The 15990-nt window shown below is 70.3% G+C and carries 16 protein-coding genes; 11 read left to right on the forward strand and 5 right to left on the reverse strand.

Annotated elements, in window-relative coordinates; translation table 11 throughout:
- Positions 1-8 precede the first annotated feature (8 nt).
- Complete coding sequence (locus ACYUED_RS29435; protein WP_491286791.1) at positions 9-1421, forward strand: dipeptidase; 1413 nt, start codon at positions 9-11, stop codon at positions 1419-1421.
- Positions 1422-1577: 156 nt separating this feature from the next.
- Positions 1578-2522 (forward strand): NAD(+) diphosphatase, encoded by a 945-nt coding sequence (nudC, locus tag ACYUED_RS29440; RefSeq protein ID WP_266521214.1) that lies wholly within the window; start codon positions 1578-1580, stop codon positions 2520-2522.
- Positions 2523-2642: 120 nt separating this feature from the next.
- Here the strand turns inward: nudC and ACYUED_RS29445 are convergent, their stop codons facing one another.
- A complete protein-coding gene (locus ACYUED_RS29445; protein WP_058923365.1) occupies positions 2643-2885 on the reverse strand; it encodes a mycoredoxin in 243 nt (80 codons plus the stop codon).
- 183 nt (positions 2886-3068) lie between these two features.
- Between ACYUED_RS29445 and ACYUED_RS29450 the strand changes: the two genes are divergently transcribed.
- The 5 genes from ACYUED_RS29450 (at position 3069) to ACYUED_RS29470 (ending at position 6984) form a co-directional block, all read left to right on the forward strand.
- On the forward strand, positions 3069-5291 hold the full coding sequence (locus ACYUED_RS29450; protein ID WP_491286796.1) for an ATP-dependent DNA helicase UvrD2: 2223 nt from the start codon (positions 3069-3071) through the stop codon (positions 5289-5291).
- A 165-nt stretch (positions 5292-5456) separates the two neighbouring features.
- Positions 5457-5774, forward strand: coding sequence for a hypothetical protein (locus ACYUED_RS29455; RefSeq protein WP_491286799.1), 318 nt, complete (start codon positions 5457-5459; stop codon positions 5772-5774).
- Positions 5775-5950: 176 nt separating this feature from the next.
- Positions 5951-6319: a WhiB family transcriptional regulator gene (locus tag ACYUED_RS29460; protein ID WP_020119791.1), complete on the forward strand. Its 369-nt coding sequence runs from the start codon at positions 5951-5953 to the stop codon at positions 6317-6319.
- Complete coding sequence (locus tag ACYUED_RS29465; protein WP_491286805.1) at positions 6316-6639, forward strand: putative WhiB-interacting protein; 324 nt, start codon at positions 6316-6318, stop codon at positions 6637-6639. The genes ACYUED_RS29460 and ACYUED_RS29465 overlap by 4 nt, the downstream gene beginning before the upstream one ends.
- 135 nt (positions 6640-6774) lie before the next feature.
- On the forward strand, positions 6775-6984 hold the full coding sequence (locus tag ACYUED_RS29470) for a hypothetical protein (protein WP_491286807.1): 210 nt from the start codon (positions 6775-6777) through the stop codon (positions 6982-6984).
- Between the two features lie 86 nt (positions 6985-7070).
- Here ACYUED_RS29470 and ACYUED_RS29475 read toward each other — a convergent pair whose 3' ends face one another.
- Together ACYUED_RS29475 and ACYUED_RS29480 are read right to left on the reverse strand one after the other, a co-directional pair.
- Positions 7071-8438, reverse strand: coding sequence for an ABC1 kinase family protein (locus ACYUED_RS29475; RefSeq protein WP_491286809.1), 1368 nt, complete (start codon positions 8436-8438; stop codon positions 7071-7073).
- Positions 8431-9633, reverse strand: a complete 1203-nt coding sequence (locus ACYUED_RS29480) for a TOMM precursor leader peptide-binding protein (protein WP_491286812.1) — start codon at positions 9631-9633, stop codon at positions 8431-8433. Before ACYUED_RS29480 ends, ACYUED_RS29475 begins: the two co-directional genes overlap by 8 nt.
- A 301-nt stretch (positions 9634-9934) precedes the next feature.
- Between ACYUED_RS29480 and ACYUED_RS29485 the strand changes: the two genes are divergently transcribed.
- The 4 genes from ACYUED_RS29485 (at position 9935) to ACYUED_RS29500 (ending at position 13812) form a co-directional block, all read left to right on the forward strand.
- Positions 9935-10531 (forward strand): M48 metallopeptidase family protein, encoded by a 597-nt coding sequence (locus tag ACYUED_RS29485; RefSeq protein ID WP_491286815.1) that lies wholly within the window; start codon positions 9935-9937, stop codon positions 10529-10531.
- A 117-nt stretch (positions 10532-10648) separates the two neighbouring features.
- A complete protein-coding gene (locus tag ACYUED_RS29490) occupies positions 10649-12346 on the forward strand; it encodes a TerD family protein (protein WP_491286817.1) in 1698 nt (565 codons plus the stop codon).
- An 11-nt stretch (positions 12347-12357) separates the two neighbouring features.
- Positions 12358-13038 carry an AIM24 family protein gene (locus tag ACYUED_RS29495; protein WP_491286819.1) on the forward strand — a complete coding sequence of 227 codons (681 nt, stop codon included), beginning with the start codon at positions 12358-12360 and terminating at the stop codon, positions 13036-13038.
- 18 nt (positions 13039-13056) lie between these two features.
- A complete protein-coding gene (locus ACYUED_RS29500) occupies positions 13057-13812 on the forward strand; it encodes an AIM24 family protein (RefSeq protein ID WP_266521232.1) in 756 nt (251 codons plus the stop codon).
- 64 nt (positions 13813-13876) lie between these two features.
- On the opposite strand, the gene ACYUED_RS29505 is transcribed toward ACYUED_RS29500, so the two are convergent.
- Both ACYUED_RS29505 and ACYUED_RS29510 read right to left on the reverse strand, forming a co-directional pair.
- Positions 13877-14398 carry an NUDIX hydrolase gene (locus ACYUED_RS29505; protein WP_491286820.1) on the reverse strand — a complete coding sequence of 174 codons (522 nt, stop codon included), beginning with the start codon at positions 14396-14398 and terminating at the stop codon, positions 13877-13879.
- Positions 14395-15864: a zinc-dependent metalloprotease gene (locus tag ACYUED_RS29510; protein WP_491286822.1), complete on the reverse strand. Its 1470-nt coding sequence runs from the start codon at positions 15862-15864 to the stop codon at positions 14395-14397. The genes ACYUED_RS29505 and ACYUED_RS29510 overlap by 4 nt, the downstream gene beginning before the upstream one ends.
- Positions 15865-15990 lie beyond the last annotated feature (126 nt).

A 15990-nucleotide genomic window follows, 5' to 3' on the forward strand; every position in this document is an offset into this window, starting at 1 on the left:
TCGTGACCATGAGCCAGCCCGTTGACAGTGCCGTCAGCGCCGTGCGTTCGTACATCGAGCAGCACCGCGCCGTCTTCCTCGACGACCTCGCGGAATGGCTGCGCATCCCGTCCGTGTCGGCCCAGCCCGACCACGCGCCCGACGTACGCCGCAGCGCCGACTGGCTCGCCGCCAAACTCCAGGAGACCGGCTTCCCGACCGCGCAGGTCTGGGAGACACCGGGCGCCCCCGCGGTCTTCGCCGAATGGCCCGCCGCCGACCCCGAAGCGCCCACCGTGCTCGTCTACGGCCATCACGACGTCCAGCCCGCCGCCCGCGAGGACGGCTGGAACACCGATCCCTTCGAGCCCGTCGTCCGCGAAGGCCGTCTCCACGCGCGCGGGGCCGCCGACGACAAGGGCCAGGTGTTCTTCCACACACTCGGCGTCCGCGCCCACCTCGCCACCACCGGCCGCACCGCCCCCGCGGTCCACCTCAAGCTGCTCATCGAGGGCGAGGAGGAATCCGGCTCGCCGCACTTCCGCGCCCTCGTCGAAGAGCACGCGGACAGGCTCGCCGCCGACGCCGTGATCGTCTCGGACACCGGCATGTGGTCCGAGGACACCCCCACCGTATGCACCGGCATGCGCGGCCTCGCCGAATGCGAGATCCGCCTCCACGGCCCCGACCAGGACATCCACTCCGGCTCCTTCGGCGGCGCCGTCCCCAACCCGGCCACCGTCGCAGCCCGGCTGGTCGCCGCCCTCCACGACGAGCACGCACGCGTGGCGATCCCCGGCTTCTACGACGACATCGTCGAACTCACCGACCGCGAACGCGAACTCTTCGCCGAACTGCCCTTCGACGAGCAGCAGTGGCTGCGCATCGCGAAGTCCCACGCCACCCACGGCGAGGCCGGACACACCACCCTCGAACGCATCTGGGCCCGCCCCACGGCCGAGGTCAACGGCATCGGCGGCGGCTACCAGGGCCCCGGCAGCAAGACGATCATCCCGTCCTCAGCCATGCTGAAGCTCTCCTTCCGCCTGGTCGCGGGCCAGGACCCCGACCACATCGAGAAGGCCGTCCGCACCTGGGCCGCCGAGCAGCTGCCCGCCGGGATCCGATGCGAGATCACCTTCGGCGCGGCCACCCGCCCATGCCTGACACCGCTCGACCACCCCGCCCTGCAGTCGGTGGTCCGCGCGATGGGCCGCGCCTTCGACCAGCCGATCCGCCACACACGCGAGGGCGGCTCCGGACCGGCCGCCGACCTCCAGGAAGTCCTCGGCGCACCCGTGCTCTTCCTCGGCATCTCCGTCCCGTCCGACGGCTGGCACGCTCCGAACGAGAAGGTCGAACTCGACCTGCTCCTCAAAGGCGTCGAAACCAGCGCACATCTGTGGAGCGACCTCGCCGAAACCTGGCGCCATGCGCCCTGAGCACGCACCCACCGGACGGGCAGCGCCCGCGGGGCACACTGGACGAACCGCCCCGCACCGCCCGCCACCACCGGATCCGGCCGCCGCCTCCCGCCCTACGTCCCGCCGAACCGCCCGCCGAAACAACCCGTTCCACTGGGGGAGTTGGAAGCACCCGTGACCACCTGGACCGACCACACCGCCGACCGCCCCATCTCGCTCACCGCCCCCAGCGGCATCGACCGCGCCGCCCACCACCGCCTCGACGAGGCCTGGCTCGCGGCGGCATGGAGCCACCCCACGACCCGCTGCTTCGTGGTCTCCGGCGGCCAGGTCCTCATCGACGAGACGGCCGACGGCCGCACCGAACTCGTCATGACCCCCTCCTTCGAAGCCCCCCTCACCGAAGCACACCGCTACTTCCTCGGCACCGACGACGACGGCGCCAGCTACTTCGCCCTCCAGAAGGACGCACTGCCCGGCCGCATCGACCAGTCCGCGCGCGCCGCCGGCCTGCGCGAGGCCGGACTCCTGCTGTCACCCCGCGACGCAGGCCTGATGGTGCACGCGGTAGGCCTGGAGAACTGGCAGCGCACCCACCGCTTCTGCTCCCGCTGCGGCGAGCGCACCGTCATCGCCGCGGCCGGCCACATCCGCCGCTGCTCCGCCTGCGGCGCCGAGCACTACCCGCGCACCGACCCCGCCGTGATCATGGCCGTCACCGACGACGAGGACCGAATCCTGCTCGGCCGCCAGGTCCACTGGCCCGAGGGCCGCTTCTCGACCCTTGCCGGCTTCGTCGAACCCGGCGAATCCATCGAGCAGTCGGTGCGCCGCGAGGTCTTCGAAGAAGCCGGCATCACCGTCGGCGCGGTCGAATACGTCGCCAGCCAGCCCTGGCCCTTCCCCTCCAGCCTCATGCTCGGCTTCATGGCCCACGCGACCTCGACCGAGATCAACGTCGACGGCGACGAGATCCACGAAGCCCGCTGGTTCTCCCGCGACGAACTGGGCGCCGCCTTCGAATCCGGCGACGTACTGCCTCCCTACGGCATCTCCATCGCCGCCCGCCTGATCGAGATGTGGTACGGCAAGCCCCTGCCGACGAGAAGCTTCGTCTGAGGCCCGCCCACAGCTTCCGGCGCCGACTGCTGTCGCGCTACACGGTGATGTAGGACACACCAAAGAGGGCGGTCCCTGAGACACCTCAGGGACCGCCCTCCGCACAACACAGCGCAGCGGTTACACGCCGATCTTCTGCTTCACCTGCGCCAGCGACGGGTTCGTCAGCGTCGAACCGTCCGGGAACAGCACCGTCGGAACCGTCTGGTTTCCGCCATTCGCCTTCTCCACGAACGCCGCGGACTCCGGGTCCTGCTCGATGTTGATCTCGTCGTACGTGATGCCCTCGCGGTCCATCTGGCTCTTCAGCCGACGGCAGTAGCCACACCACGTGGTGCTGTACATCGTCACAGTGCCCGGCATGTCTCTCGCGCTCCTCAGCTGCTCGGCAATCCTTGCTCGCAGAGAAGGAACGTACTTGAAACGGCCACCATTCCCACCCGCCGCGGACCACCCGACGTGACGCCTGCCGCATTAGTACGACTAACAGTGCCTGCCTGTGGACAACCACCGCTCCCGTCTCCGACGACCTGGCAGCATGGCCATGTGACACCAGCAACGCACTCCACGCTCTTCCCGCACGGCACCGGCAGCTCCCAGTACTCGGCTCCGCCGAGCGGCGCCGACGCCGTGCTCGAAGGGCTCGACCCCGAGCAGCGCGAAGTAGCCACAGCCCTGCGCGGACCCGTATGCGTACTGGCAGGCGCAGGCACCGGCAAAACCCGGGCCATCACCCACCGCATCGCGTACGGAGTGCACGCTGGCATCCTCCAGCCCTCCACCGTGCTGGCCGTCACCTTCACCAACCGCGCCGCCGGCGAGATGCGCGGCCGACTCCGCCAGCTCGGCGCCGCCGGGGTCCAAGCCCGCACCTTCCACTCCGCCGCCCTCCGCCAACTGCAGTACTTCTGGCCGAAAGCAGTCGGCGGCTCCATGCCCCGCATCGTCGACCGCAAGATCCAGCTCGTCGCCGACGCCGCCGCCGCCTGCCGCATCCGCCTCGACCGCGGCGAACTGCGCGACACCACCGCCGAGATCGAGTGGGCCAAAGTCACCCAGACCGTCCCCACCGACTACGCACCCGCAGCAGCCAAAGCCGGCCGCGCCGCCCCCCGCGACCCCGCCGAGATCGCCCAGCTCTACTCCGTCTACGAGGACCTCAAACGGGACCGCTCCGTCATCGACTTCGAAGACGTCCTCCTGCTGACCATCGCCATCCTCCAGGACCGGCACGACATCGCCGAGCAGGTCCGCGCCCAGTACCAGCACTTCGTCGTCGACGAATACCAGGACGTCAGCCCCCTCCAACAGCGCCTCCTGGAACTGTGGCTCGGCGAGCGCGACAACCTCTGCGTCGTCGGCGACGCCAGCCAGACCATCTACTCCTTCACCGGAGCAACCCCCGACCACCTACTCGACTTCCGCACCCGCCACCCCGGAGCCACCGTCGTCAAACTCGTCCGCGACTACCGCTCCACACCCCAAGTCGTCCACCTCGCCAACGGCCTCCTCGCCCAGGCCCGCGGCCGCGCCGCCGACCACCGCCTGGAGCTGATCTCCCAACGCCCCGCCGGCCCCGAACCCGGCTACACCGAGTACACCGACGAGCCCGCAGAAGCCGAAGGCGCCGCCCGCCGCATCAGCGAACTCATGGCCACAGGCATCCCGGCCAGCGAGATCGCCATCCTCTTCCGCACCAACTCCCAGTCCGAGACCTACGAACAAGCCCTCGCCGACGCCGCAATCCCCTACCAGCTACGCGGCGCCGAGCGCTTCTTCGACCGCCCCGAAGTACGCAAAGCCGGCGTGGCCCTGCGCGGCGCAGCCCGCTTCGGAGGCAACGACTCCCTCCTCGACGACGCCGTGGACCTGCCCTCCCAAGTGCGCGCCGTACTCTCCGGGGAAGGCTGGACACCCCAGCCCCCAGCAGGCTCCGGCGCGGTACGTGAACGATGGGAATCCCTCGCCGCCCTCGTGAACCTCGCGCACGACTTCACCGCAGCCAAACCCCAAGCCACCCTCGGTGACCTCGTCGCAGAACTGGACGAGCGGGCGAACGCGCAACACGCCCCCACCGTCCAAGGCGTCACCCTGGCCTCCCTGCACTCGGCCAAAGGCCTCGAGTGGGACGTCGTCTTCCTCGTCGGCGTGGCCGAAGGCATGATGCCGATCACCTACGCGAAGACCGACGAACAAATCGAGGAAGAACGCCGCCTCCTCTACGTCGGCGTCACCCGCGCCCGCGAGCACCTCCACGTCTCCTGGTCACTGACCCGCTCACCCGGCGGCCGCCCCAACCGCCGCCCCAGCCGATTCCTCCACGGCCTGCGCCCGGGCTCCACCGCCACCGCCGACCGCACCGCGACAGGCGGTCCTGGTGGGGTCGAGCGAGGCTTTACCAGCACACCGCACGCCGTACCGCGGCGCACACAGCGCACCCCCGCCCGCTGCCGGGTATGCGGACGCACGCTCACCGACGCAGGCGAGATGAAACTGATGCGCTGCGAGGACTGCCCCTCCGACATGGACGAGGGTCTCTACGAGCGGCTGCGCGAATGGCGCGCGGACCAGGCGCAGCGCAGCGGACAGCCCGCCTTCTGCGTCTTCACCGACAAGACCCTCATGGCGATCGCCGAGGCCGTCCCCGACGACGACGGCGAACTGGCGCGGATCCCCGGAGTCGGCGTACGCAAGCTCAACCGCTACGGAGCCGATGTCCTGGCCCTCTGCGCAGGCCAGCAGCTCGGAGAAGACGACAAAGGCGACTGATTCAAACTCGTCGAAAAAATAGTTTGCGCATGCCCCAGCAATCCCCATAGGTTCTTGTCCACGGGGACGGAGGCCTTCTCGGAGGCCCCGATTCCGTGTTCTACTTGCATATCCGTCGGACTGGCTCACCCCAGTCCCCCGAGACGCCGAGAGGAGGCGATTGAAGTGATCAGCATCAGCAACAGCTCCATCAGCACCGCCAAACTGACCGATCGCTCGGTCGTCTCCACATGCATGCTCGGCGCCTCCAACCCGGGCACCGGTCTGTCCGGCATCCCTGCCGCCCGTCCGGCGTCCCCCGTGTCTCTCGCGGGTCTTCCCACCCGTGAGCGCAATGAGCGACCGATCAAGGCACTGGAAGCAGTAGTGGCACAGGCGACGGCCTATGCCTTTACGGCGGCCGGTGCCGGTAGCCGGAAGCAGACGCAGCACCACCTGATGTGGGCCTTCCGTGGGCCAGAACCCTGGAGTGATCCAGCCTGATCGTCGATCAGGCCGGCGCCTTCAGGGCCGCGGAACCCCACCCGGGATCCGCGGCCCTTCTGTTTGTCCTCCAACGGGGATGACGGAGCGAAGGGGCCTCGGGACAAGAAAAGAACCCGGTACCAGCCGCCACCCGGTCCAACAGGACCGGAACGACCAGACGAGGAAGACGAACCGTGCAACTCGAAGCGCACGCCCCGTCCGTACCGCCTTCCGAAACGATCCCCCCGCCCGGCCTCACGGAGGACTCCACCTTGATCCCGCTCACCGCGCTCACCGCGCTCGACGACGCCATCGAGAACCTCGGCGTACCCGTCCCCTGCCGTTCCTACGACCCGGAGGTCTTCTTCGCCGAGTCGCCGGCCGACGTCGAGTACGCCAAGTCCCTCTGCCGCACCTGCCCGCTGATGGAGGCCTGCCTCGCCGGCGCCAAAGAGCGGCGTGAGCCCTGGGGCGTCTGGGGTGGCGAGCTGTTCGTCCAGGGTGTCGTCGTCGCCCGGAAGCGGCCGCGTGGCCGCCCGCGCAAGAACCCGGTCACGGCATGAACACCACAGGAACGATCGACCGCCCCCTCACGAACGACCCCAAGAAGCAGGCCCCGATGAAGCCGTCCACCAGCGAGCCCACCGGCTCCGCGATCGAAGATTTCACCACCACCGGCGCGACCGACTCGCGCCAGAACAGGACCCGAGAGATGCAACTCATCCCAGAAGCCCTGGCTCGTGCGCATATGCGCGAGCGACTGCATGAGGCGGAGCAGGAACGCCGGGCCGTGAGCCTGGTGGCTGCCCGCCGGATGCAGCGCCGGGCCGAGCGCGCCTCCATGCGCGCCCGTCGTGCGCTTGCCATCGCGGTCATGCAGTAGGCACCCACACCTGAAGCGGTGGCCTCCCTGCCCAGGGAGGCAGTAGCTCCCCGCGGGGGCCGGTCCGTCCGAACGGACCGGCCCCCGCGGTGCGTTCACCCGGCGATCCGCCGACCACGGCGTTATCGTCACCGGGTGACGAGTCTTTCCGGAGGCAGCGACGACGCAGGCTCCCCGGCGGAGCCCCAAGCCCTGATGTGCGCCCGCTGCGGCGCCCAGGCACAGAGCCCGCCGCCCACCTGGACCTGCTCGGTGGAGAACGGCGTCCGCCAGTACATCTGCGACACCTGCTCCAGGGAGAACCTCAGGGCTATCGAGGGGCGGTTGGACTCGGCCTGGTGGTAAGACCACTCGCCAGTCCTCCCTGGGGGCCTCTCCCCCCCGCCCCCACCCCCACCCCGCCCCTCAGACACACACCACGGCAGCCCGGATCACGCCTCCACTGCCGGCTCCTCCTCGACGGCTTCCTCCAGGACGAATCCCGGAAGCCACTCCTCCAGCTCCTCGCGCAGCCGTACCGTCGCCCCCAGCTGGCACAGCACGCCGATGGTGCTCAGTGTCACGCGGTGTATCAGGAGGTAGGCCGGTGGCAGGTTCAGCTGTTTGCCCAGCTGGTAGGCGGGGGAGCGGGGGTCGGCGATGCGGGCCGCCTGGCTGCGCATCCAGCCGCGAGTGAAGGTGAACTCGTCGACCCTGGCGGGTTCGATGATCGGCAGGAGGTAGTCGAGGACGGCGCTCGGGTCCAGCTCTATTGAGTCTTTGACGAAGCCCTCCGCGCAGAGGAGGTCGTAGACGGACTCGGCCTCGTCGTCGAGGGTCATGCGCAGGGAGTCGCCGATGGGGGTCGGCAGGCCGCCCGGGAGTCGGTCGACGGTGCCGAAGTCCAGGACGCCCAGGCGCCATTCGTCTGCGCCGTCCGGGTCGCCGGGCAGCAGGCGGAAGTTGCCCGGGTGTGGGTCGGCGTGGAGCAGGCCGGTGCGGGCCGGGCCGGAGAAGAGGAAGCGGGCCAGGAGCTGGCCGGCGCGGTCGCGCTGTTCCTGGGTGCCGTCCGCGATGATCTCCGAGAGCGGAATCCCGTCGATCCACTCGGTGATCAGTACCTGGTCGCACTGGTGGACCACGCCGGGCACCAGGACGTCCGGGTCGTCCGCGAACTCTTCGGCGTGGGCCTGCTGGGCCTGGGCCTCCAGGCCGTAGTCCAGCTCCTCCGAGACGCGGTCCTTGAGCTCCGCGATCAGAGGCTTGATGTCCATGCCGGGGATGAGCGGCCCCAACAATCGGGCGAATCGGCTCAATTGGGTCAGGTCGGACAGGAGGGCCTCGCCCGCTCCCGGGTACTGCACCTTGACTGCCACCTCGCGGCCGTCGTGCCACACCCCACGGTGCACCTGCCCGATCGAGGCAGCCGCGGAGGGCTTGTCCTCGAACTCGAGGAACAGGTCGCGCCAGTCCCCACCCAGCCGGTCGCCGAGCACCCGGTGCACGGTGCTGGTCGGCATCGGCGGCGCTGCCTCCTGCAGCTTCGTCAGCGCCGCACGGTAGGGGCCGGCGACCTCTTCGGGCAGCGCCGACTCGAAGACGGACAGGGCCTGGCCGAACTTCATCGCGCCGCCCTTGAGCTCGCCGAGCACCTTGAACAGTTGATCCGCCGTGCGCTGTTGCAGCTCGCGGCCGACGATCTCCGCGGACTCGCCGACGATCCGCTTGCCGAGTCCCCACGTCGCCCGCCCGGCAAAGCCGAGCGGAAGCGCGGCGAGCTTGGCGGTCCGGGTGACCGCCTTGCGCGGAAGATCAGACATGCGCCCTCCAAGTCCCTGCCGGCCGCGCCGCGTCTGCCTTACGGCACAACTGCTCCGGCGACCGATGCCCTGCCATTGTCTCGTGTGACTCCTCGTCCTCGGAGGTGTGTTCTCCCTTACCTTTCTCCGCGGCGCCGCACGAGCATGCGGGATGTGCCCACACCGGTCGAGCATGCCAGGTCAGACCGGGCAGGGAGACCTCCCAGCGCGCGCCGACGCTGCTAGGGAGGCGGCCGTCCAGGAACGCGAGCGCGTGCGCGGCCGCCAGTCCGGCGACGGTTGTGGCCAGCGTCAGATCGCAGGGCCGCGCCTGGCGTGGCGCGCCGGAGCGCCACTGCGCGACCAGCCGGGGCCAGGCCGGATCCCGGTCGGTGCGACCCTCGTGGAGGCAGCCCGCGCAACCCGTCTCACCTGGGAGGACGAGGGGGCCGACGATGCCGGTCGCCTCCACGACGCCTGCGTACAGATGCGGTGTGCCCGAGGCGATGAGGGGTTCCGCGGTGGACGGCGGAGGCGCGTGCACGGCGACGTCGTCGCGAGGGGCGAGGATCACCAGTGAGAAGCCGGGCTCGCCGTCCTGGAGCGGGGCCGTGCGACTGCGGCGCGGTGGGCGGTCGGGAGCGGAGCGGCGTACGGCCTGTCGGGCGGCCTCGTCGCGGCGCTGGCCGATGGACTCGGCGGGCAGTCCGCCCGGCGCCACGTCCCCGGCCTCGACCCGGCCGACGTCCCGCACATCGACCTCCCCGATTCCCGCGCCGGCCAGCAGCGAGGCCAGCACCGCGCCCACCCGGCCCGCGCCCCGTACCTGTACGCGCAGTGAGCGGCGCGCCGCCAGCTGCCTGATCGCGTCGCCCGGTTCGGAGGTGATCAGGGACAGTGAGGCGAGGTCGGGCCGCAGTCGGGCGATGACGTCCTTCTTGCCGCGCAGCGTGTCGGAGGCCGGTCCGCCGCCCTTCGCGTCGTCCAGGAGGCCGGCCCGCGCCAGCCGCTCCACCAGTCGGTCGACATGGCCGTCGGGGAGGTCCAAGCGGCGGCCCTCCTCGCGCAGGAGGGGCAGCCCCCGGGTTCCGTTGAGCAGGTCGAGGAAGCTGCCCGTCGCCGTGTCCATCGGACCGAGTGTCAGGGCGTGCGCCGGTGTCATCCCGAACTGCACGGTGTTGAGGTCGCGCCAGCCGCGCCTGAGCGCGGGCTTCATCACTGGAACAGCTGGAGCGACTGGAGCGACTGGAACAAGCGGAACGATCTGATTCATGGCAGGCCCCCGTATGCCTTCGTTGAACATCCCCGTTCGCCGGTGGAAGTCGGTCGGTGACCGCGTCGACGGTGGGTCGTGGCTGCCCCGGCGAGAACCAGCATGCCCAAACCGGGCGACGGGTGCGGAAAGTTGTCCACAAGCTGCGAGGATTCGTCGTACAAATCGAGCGCGCGGTGGGCGATCGGCGCGGAACCGTCCCGGAGTCGGGACTTCACCCGTGTGCAACGGGTAACGTCGGGGCGTGCCCGCCGACCCACTGCAGAGCGCCGGAACGCCACAGCGCAGAACGACGAGCCAGCCGCCGAGCGGCTCGGTGGCGAGCGCGATCGAGGTCCGCAGGAGTTCCCGTCGACGCCGGACGGTCTCCGCGTACCGCGAGGGCGATCGCACCGTGGTACTCATCCCCGCTCGGATGTCCGAGGCGGAGGAGCAGCGCTGGGTGACCGTCATGCTCGACAAGCTGGCCGCGCAGGAGAGCAAGCGGGTCCTCGGCGACGACGAGCTGGCCGGGCGCGCGGAGCGGCTTTCGGCCCAGTACTTCGACGGCCGCGCCCGGCCCGCCTCGGTGCGCTGGGTCACCAACCAGAACACGCGCTGGGGTTCGTGCACCCCGTCGGAAGGCAGCATCCGGCTGTCGCACCGGCTGCAGGGGATGCCCGAGTACGTCGTCGACTACGTTCTGCTCCATGAGCTGGCACATTTGCTCGTGCCCGGACACGGTCCCCGTTTCTGGCGGCTGTTGGAGGCGTATCCGCGGACCGAGCGGGCCCGGGGCTATCTCGAAGGGGTGGTCGCCGCCGATCGGCTGCCGCATCTGCCGGGTGCTCGCGGGGAGTGACGGCCACCTGGGCGCGATGGTTGTGTACCGGGTCTGTACCGACTTCATCCGGTGTCCGAGTTTGCCGTTAGCCTGGCGCGACGCAATCGCATTCGGGATGGGGGACGGTCGTTACGCATGGCCAGGGAATTCCAACGCGGCCACAAGGCCAGGATCAGTGACCTCACCGCGGGCACCGATCTGTACGTAGGCGTGCAGATCAGCGGTCCCGGACTGACCTTCGACATCAGCTGCTTCGGTCTCGACGCCGACGAACGGCTCTCGGACGACCGCTACTTCGTCTTCTTCAACCAGCCGAAGTCGCCCGAGGAGTCCATTCAGCTCCTGGGCGCGCAGGCCGGCGATTCGGAGTCCTTCCGGATCACGCTCGACAAGGTCCCCGCGCAGATCCAGAAGCTGTCGTTCACGGCGACACTCGACGGCGCCGGACAGATGTCACAGATCGCCCCCGGGCACATCCGCATCGTCGCGGGCGGCGAGGAGGTGGCCCGGTACTCCTTCAACGGCTCGGAGTTCTCCACCGAACGGGCCGTGATGCTGGGCGACTTCTACCTGAAGGACGTGTGGCGGTTCGCGGCCGTCGGACAGGGCTTCGACGGCGGCCTGGACGCGTTGCTGAAGAACTTCGGCGGCGAGGTCCTCGAGGAGGAGGCCCCGGCGGCGCCTGCCCCTCAGCAGCCGCAGACCGGCGCCGCACCCAGCTTCGCACCGCCCGCGTTCGGCGCCCCGGCGGCGCCTGTCCCGGCCCCCGCGCCCGCCCCGCAGGGCTTCGCGCCGCCCCCGGGAGCGACTCCGCCCCCCACGCCCGTGCCGAATGTGCACGCCGCGCCCACTCTCATCGCGCCCATGGCCCCGCCCGGCGGTGCCCCGGTGCCGCCCCCCGGTCCGGTGCCCGCACCGTACGGTCAGCCGCCCCAGCAGCAGCCGTACGGCCAGCCCCCCGGTCAGACCGCCCCGCCGCCGCCCGGCTACGGCCAGCCCCAGGCGCCGCACGCGCCCCAGGCCCCGACCCCGCCTCCGGGTTACGGCCAGCCCACCCCGCCTCCCGGTTACGGGCAGCCCACCCCGCCCCCTGGCTACGGCCAGCAGGCTCCCTTCGGGCAGGCTCCGGGGCAGCAGGCCTACGGGGTTCCGCAGGGCGCACCCCAGAGCGGTGCCGGTGTCGCCGCCGCGCTCCAGCAGTTCAAGGAGACGCCCACCGGGCAGCGCTGGACGCAGCAGAACAAGAAGCTCGTCCGCGTCGACCTCGGCATCGGCGGCCAGCCCGTGCTCGCCCGCCAGGGCAGCATGGTGCTCTACCAGGGCAAGGTCGACTTCAGCTACAAGGGCGCGGGCTTCGCGGGCCGGATCGTCGGCAACGCCACCGGCCAGGAGATGCAGCTGATGCGCTGCAGCGGCCAGGGCCAGGTGTTCCTCGCCGAGAACTCCACCCACCTGCACCCCGTCGAGCTCCAGGGCGACGCGATCTGCGTCTCCGCGGAGAACGTCCTCGCCTTCGACGAGAGCCTCCAGTACGAGGTCCGCCGCATCGAGGGACACGGCATCCCCGGAGGCGCCCTGTTCACCATGCAGTTCCAGGGCACCGGCACGATCGTCGTCAAGACGCACGGCACGCCCGTGGTCCTGCCGGTCACGCCGACGACCTTCGCCGACTGCAACGCCGTCGTGGCCTGGTCGGCCGCCGCCCAGGTGATCGTCTCCAGCCAGGTGCGGATGCGCCGCAACGCCTACCCGGGCGACACCGGGGAGAGCGTGAACCTGCAGTTCCGGGCCGCCCCCGGCAACTTCGTCGTCGTCCAGCCCTACGAGGTCTGAGGGAGCCCGTCATGAACCAGCCACTCGCGGGCTACGCCCCCGCACCCATCACCACCCGCATGGAGAACCACGGCAACCAGATGCTGAAGGTCGCCATGCAGACCGGAAACGACCTCCTCGCGCGCGTGGGGTCGATGGTCGCCTACGAAGGCTTCATCCAGTACGAGCCCAACCCGCCGGCCGTGCGCCAGATCGCCCGCGACTGGATCACCGGCGAGGGCGCGCCCCTGATGAAGTGCTCCGGCGACGGACTGCTCTACCTCGCCGACTACGGCGCCAACGTCGTCGTCATCAACCTCAACGGCGACGGCATCTCCGTCAACGCCACCAACCTGCTCGCCTTCGACGCGTCCCTCACCTGGGGTGTCGAGCGAGTCAAGGGCCTCGCGAAGTTCGCCGGACAGGGCCTGTGGAACACCAAGATCTCCGGGCAGGGCTGGGTCGCGCTGACCTCCCGGGGCAAGCCCATCGTCGTCGACTGCGGCGGCGGCGAGGACGAGACCTACGTCGACCCGGACGCGCTCGTCGCCTGGTCCCCGAACCTCAAGGTGAAGGGCAAGCGCAGCTTCAAAGCGCAGTCGCTGATCGGCCGCGGCAGCGGCGAGGCCTTCCAGATGGCCTTCTCCGGTCAGGGCATCGTCGTCGTCCAGCCCAGCGAGGACAGCACCGACCGTCTCCGGTTCCGGGGCTGAGGGGGAGCCAGAAACGCCATGCAGAGTCCGCTTTTCGCCTTCAACGACTCGCAGTCCCAGGAGCGCTACAGCCTGCAGAACAAGCAGATGCTGCGCGTCACCCTGGAGGGCCACGACGACATCCTGGCCCGCAAGGGCACCATGGTCGCCTACCAGGGCCTCGTCGAGTTCGACGCCGAGTACCAGAACACCCAGCAGGCGTACGCGCGTGCGGCAACGGGCGAGGGCCTCAACCTGATGCGCTGCCACGGGCAGGGCACGGTCTACCTCGCCAACCTCGCCCAGCACGTCCACGTGGTGGAGGTCGAGCAGGACGGGCTGACGGTCGACAGCAGCTATGTCCTCGCGATGGACTCCTCGCTGCACCACGAGGTCATCGCCGTCGACAGCCAGTACGGCATCTCCGGGTCCGGGAAGTACCAGCTCAACATCACCGGCCGCGGCAAGGTCGCCCTGATGACGTCCGGCGCGCCGCTGATGATGCAGGTGACGCCCGACAAGTACGTCAACTGCGACGCCGACGCGATCGTCGCCTGGTCGACCGGGCTGCGCGTCCAGATGCAGGCCCAGACGCACTCCTCTGGGGTGTGGCGGCGCCGCGGCAACACCGGTGAGGGCTGGGAACTCAGCTTCATGGGCAGCGGCTTCGCGCTCGTCCAGCCGAGCGAGCTGCTCCCGCCGCAGAACGCCCAGGTCGGGCAGGGCCTCGCCGCCCAGTACGGCATGGGGCAGCACGGGGCGCGGGCACAGAACCAGGGCAACGTCTGGAGCTGAGCGTCCAGAAAGCCAACGTAAGGGGCGCCCGCACTAGCGGGTGCCCCTTACGCGTTGTCGAGGGTCACAGCCGCGCGCGGGTGGCTTCCAGCAGCCGTACGACCGACTCGTCCGCGACGTCCGCCACCGCGTCGTAGGCGAACCAGCGCAGGTCGAGGGACTCGTCGCTGATCTCCTGGACCGCCCCGGACGGTGCCACGACCGCGTACTGCACGTCGAAGTGCCAGTGGCAGGGCGCCGGAATCGGGTGCCTGTCCAGCCGCACCGGACCGCCCGCGAGCAGCGTCAGCCCCGCGATCCCCGACTCCTCCGTCGCCTCGCGCAGTGCCGCCGCCTCCAGAGTGGCGTCCCCCGGCTCGCAGTGGCCGCCCATCTGAAGCCACATCCGCAGCTTCCTGTGCAGGGTCAGCAGGACCCGGCCGCGCTCCGGATCGATCACCAGGGCGCTCGCCGTGACATGTCCCGCGTGGCAGGCCTTCCACATGCCGTCCGGGTGGGCCGCCAAGTGGTCGAGATACGCCTCGCGCAGCTCTTCCTGCTCCCCGTACCCCTTCAGGACGAGGACCGCGTCGTCGTACAGGCTCACTCGGTGTCGTCGCCCTTGCCGTCGCCCTTGTCGGTCCTGGAGTCGTCCTCGGAGGTGCCCTTCGTCAGGTCCGGCTTCCCCGTGGAACCGCCCGCCGCCTCACCCAGCATCTTGTCGAGCTCGGAGAAATCCAGCTGCTCGCGGTGCACGAAGCCGTCCGGATCGTCCAGGTCGGACGCCGTCGGCAGCATGTCCGGGTGGGCCCACAGGGCGTCCCGGCCGTCGACCCCGCGCGCGTCCGTCAGCGACGCCCACAGACGGGACGCGTCCCGCAGCCTTCGCGGACGCAGCTCCAGACCGATCAGCGTGGCGAACGTCTGCTCCGCCGGACCCCCCGTCGCGCGACGGCGGCGCAGGGTCTCACGCAGCGCGTCCGCTGACGACAGGCGCGGCTTCGCGGCCGCGTGCACCACCGCGTCCACCCAGCCCTCGACGAGCGCCAGAGCGGTCTCCAGACGGGCCAGGGCCGCCTTCTGCTCCGGGGTGTCCTCCGGCTGGAACATGCCCTGCTGCAGGGCGTCCTGCAGCTGCTCCGGGTTCTGCGGGTCGAACTGGCCGACCACGTCCTCCAGCTTGGCCGTGTCGACCTTGATCCCGCGCGCGTAGCCGTCGACTGCGCCGAACAGGTGAGAGCGCAGCCACGGCACGTGCGCGAACAGGCGCTGGTGGGCGGCCTCGCGCAGGGCGAGATACAGCCGCACCTCCTCCTTCGGCACGCCCAGGTCCTTGCCGAACGCCTCGACGTTCACCGGCAGCAGCGCGGCCTTGCCGGCCGGGCCCAGCGGCAGGCCGATGTCGGTCGAACCGACGACCTCGCCCGCGAGTACACCGACGGCCTGCCCGATCTGGGTGCCGAACATCGCGCCGCCCATGGAGCGCATCATGCCGATCAGCGGGCCGGCCATGGCCTGCATCTCCTCCGGCAGGACATCGCCCATCGCCGCGCCGACCCGCTCGGCGACCGGGTCGACCAGCTCCTGCCACGCGGGCAGGGTCGCCTCGACCCACTCCGCGCGGGACCACGCCACGGCGGTGCCGGCGCCGGACGGCAGCGACGTCGCGTCGTCCAGCCACAGGTCGGCCAGGCGCACCGCCTCCTCGACCGCGGTCCGGTCGGCGGGGCCGACACTCGTGTCCTTGGTGCCGTCAGGGGTGCCCTGGGAGACCGTCTGGCGCGCGATCTGCTTGGCCATGTCCCAGTTCACCGGGCCGCCCTCGTACGAGAGCATCTGGCCCAGCTGCTGGAAGGCGGCGCCCAGGTCGTTGGGGTTCAGCGAACCGAACATGGCTGCGAGCGGATTGTCCGCACCGGGGGCGCCAAAGCCTCCGGCTCCGGGCAGCCCGCCGAAACCGAACGGGTTGGCCGGTCCCTGACCACCACCGCTCTCCTGGTCCTTCTTCTTGCCCTCGTCGCCGTCTTCCGGCTCCTCCGGCGGAAGGCCGAATCCGAATGGGGTGTCACTCACGGGATTCCTCGGCTGGTAAGGCCGCCGGTTGTGTCCGACGGCACGACTGCCCGATAACACCACCCAGCGTAGACACCGCGGGCGGTTCGGGCCTCGGTGCTTCGCCGACTCCTGGCCTGCGGCAGG

Source organism: Streptomyces sp. DF42 (genome assembly GCF_058267695.1).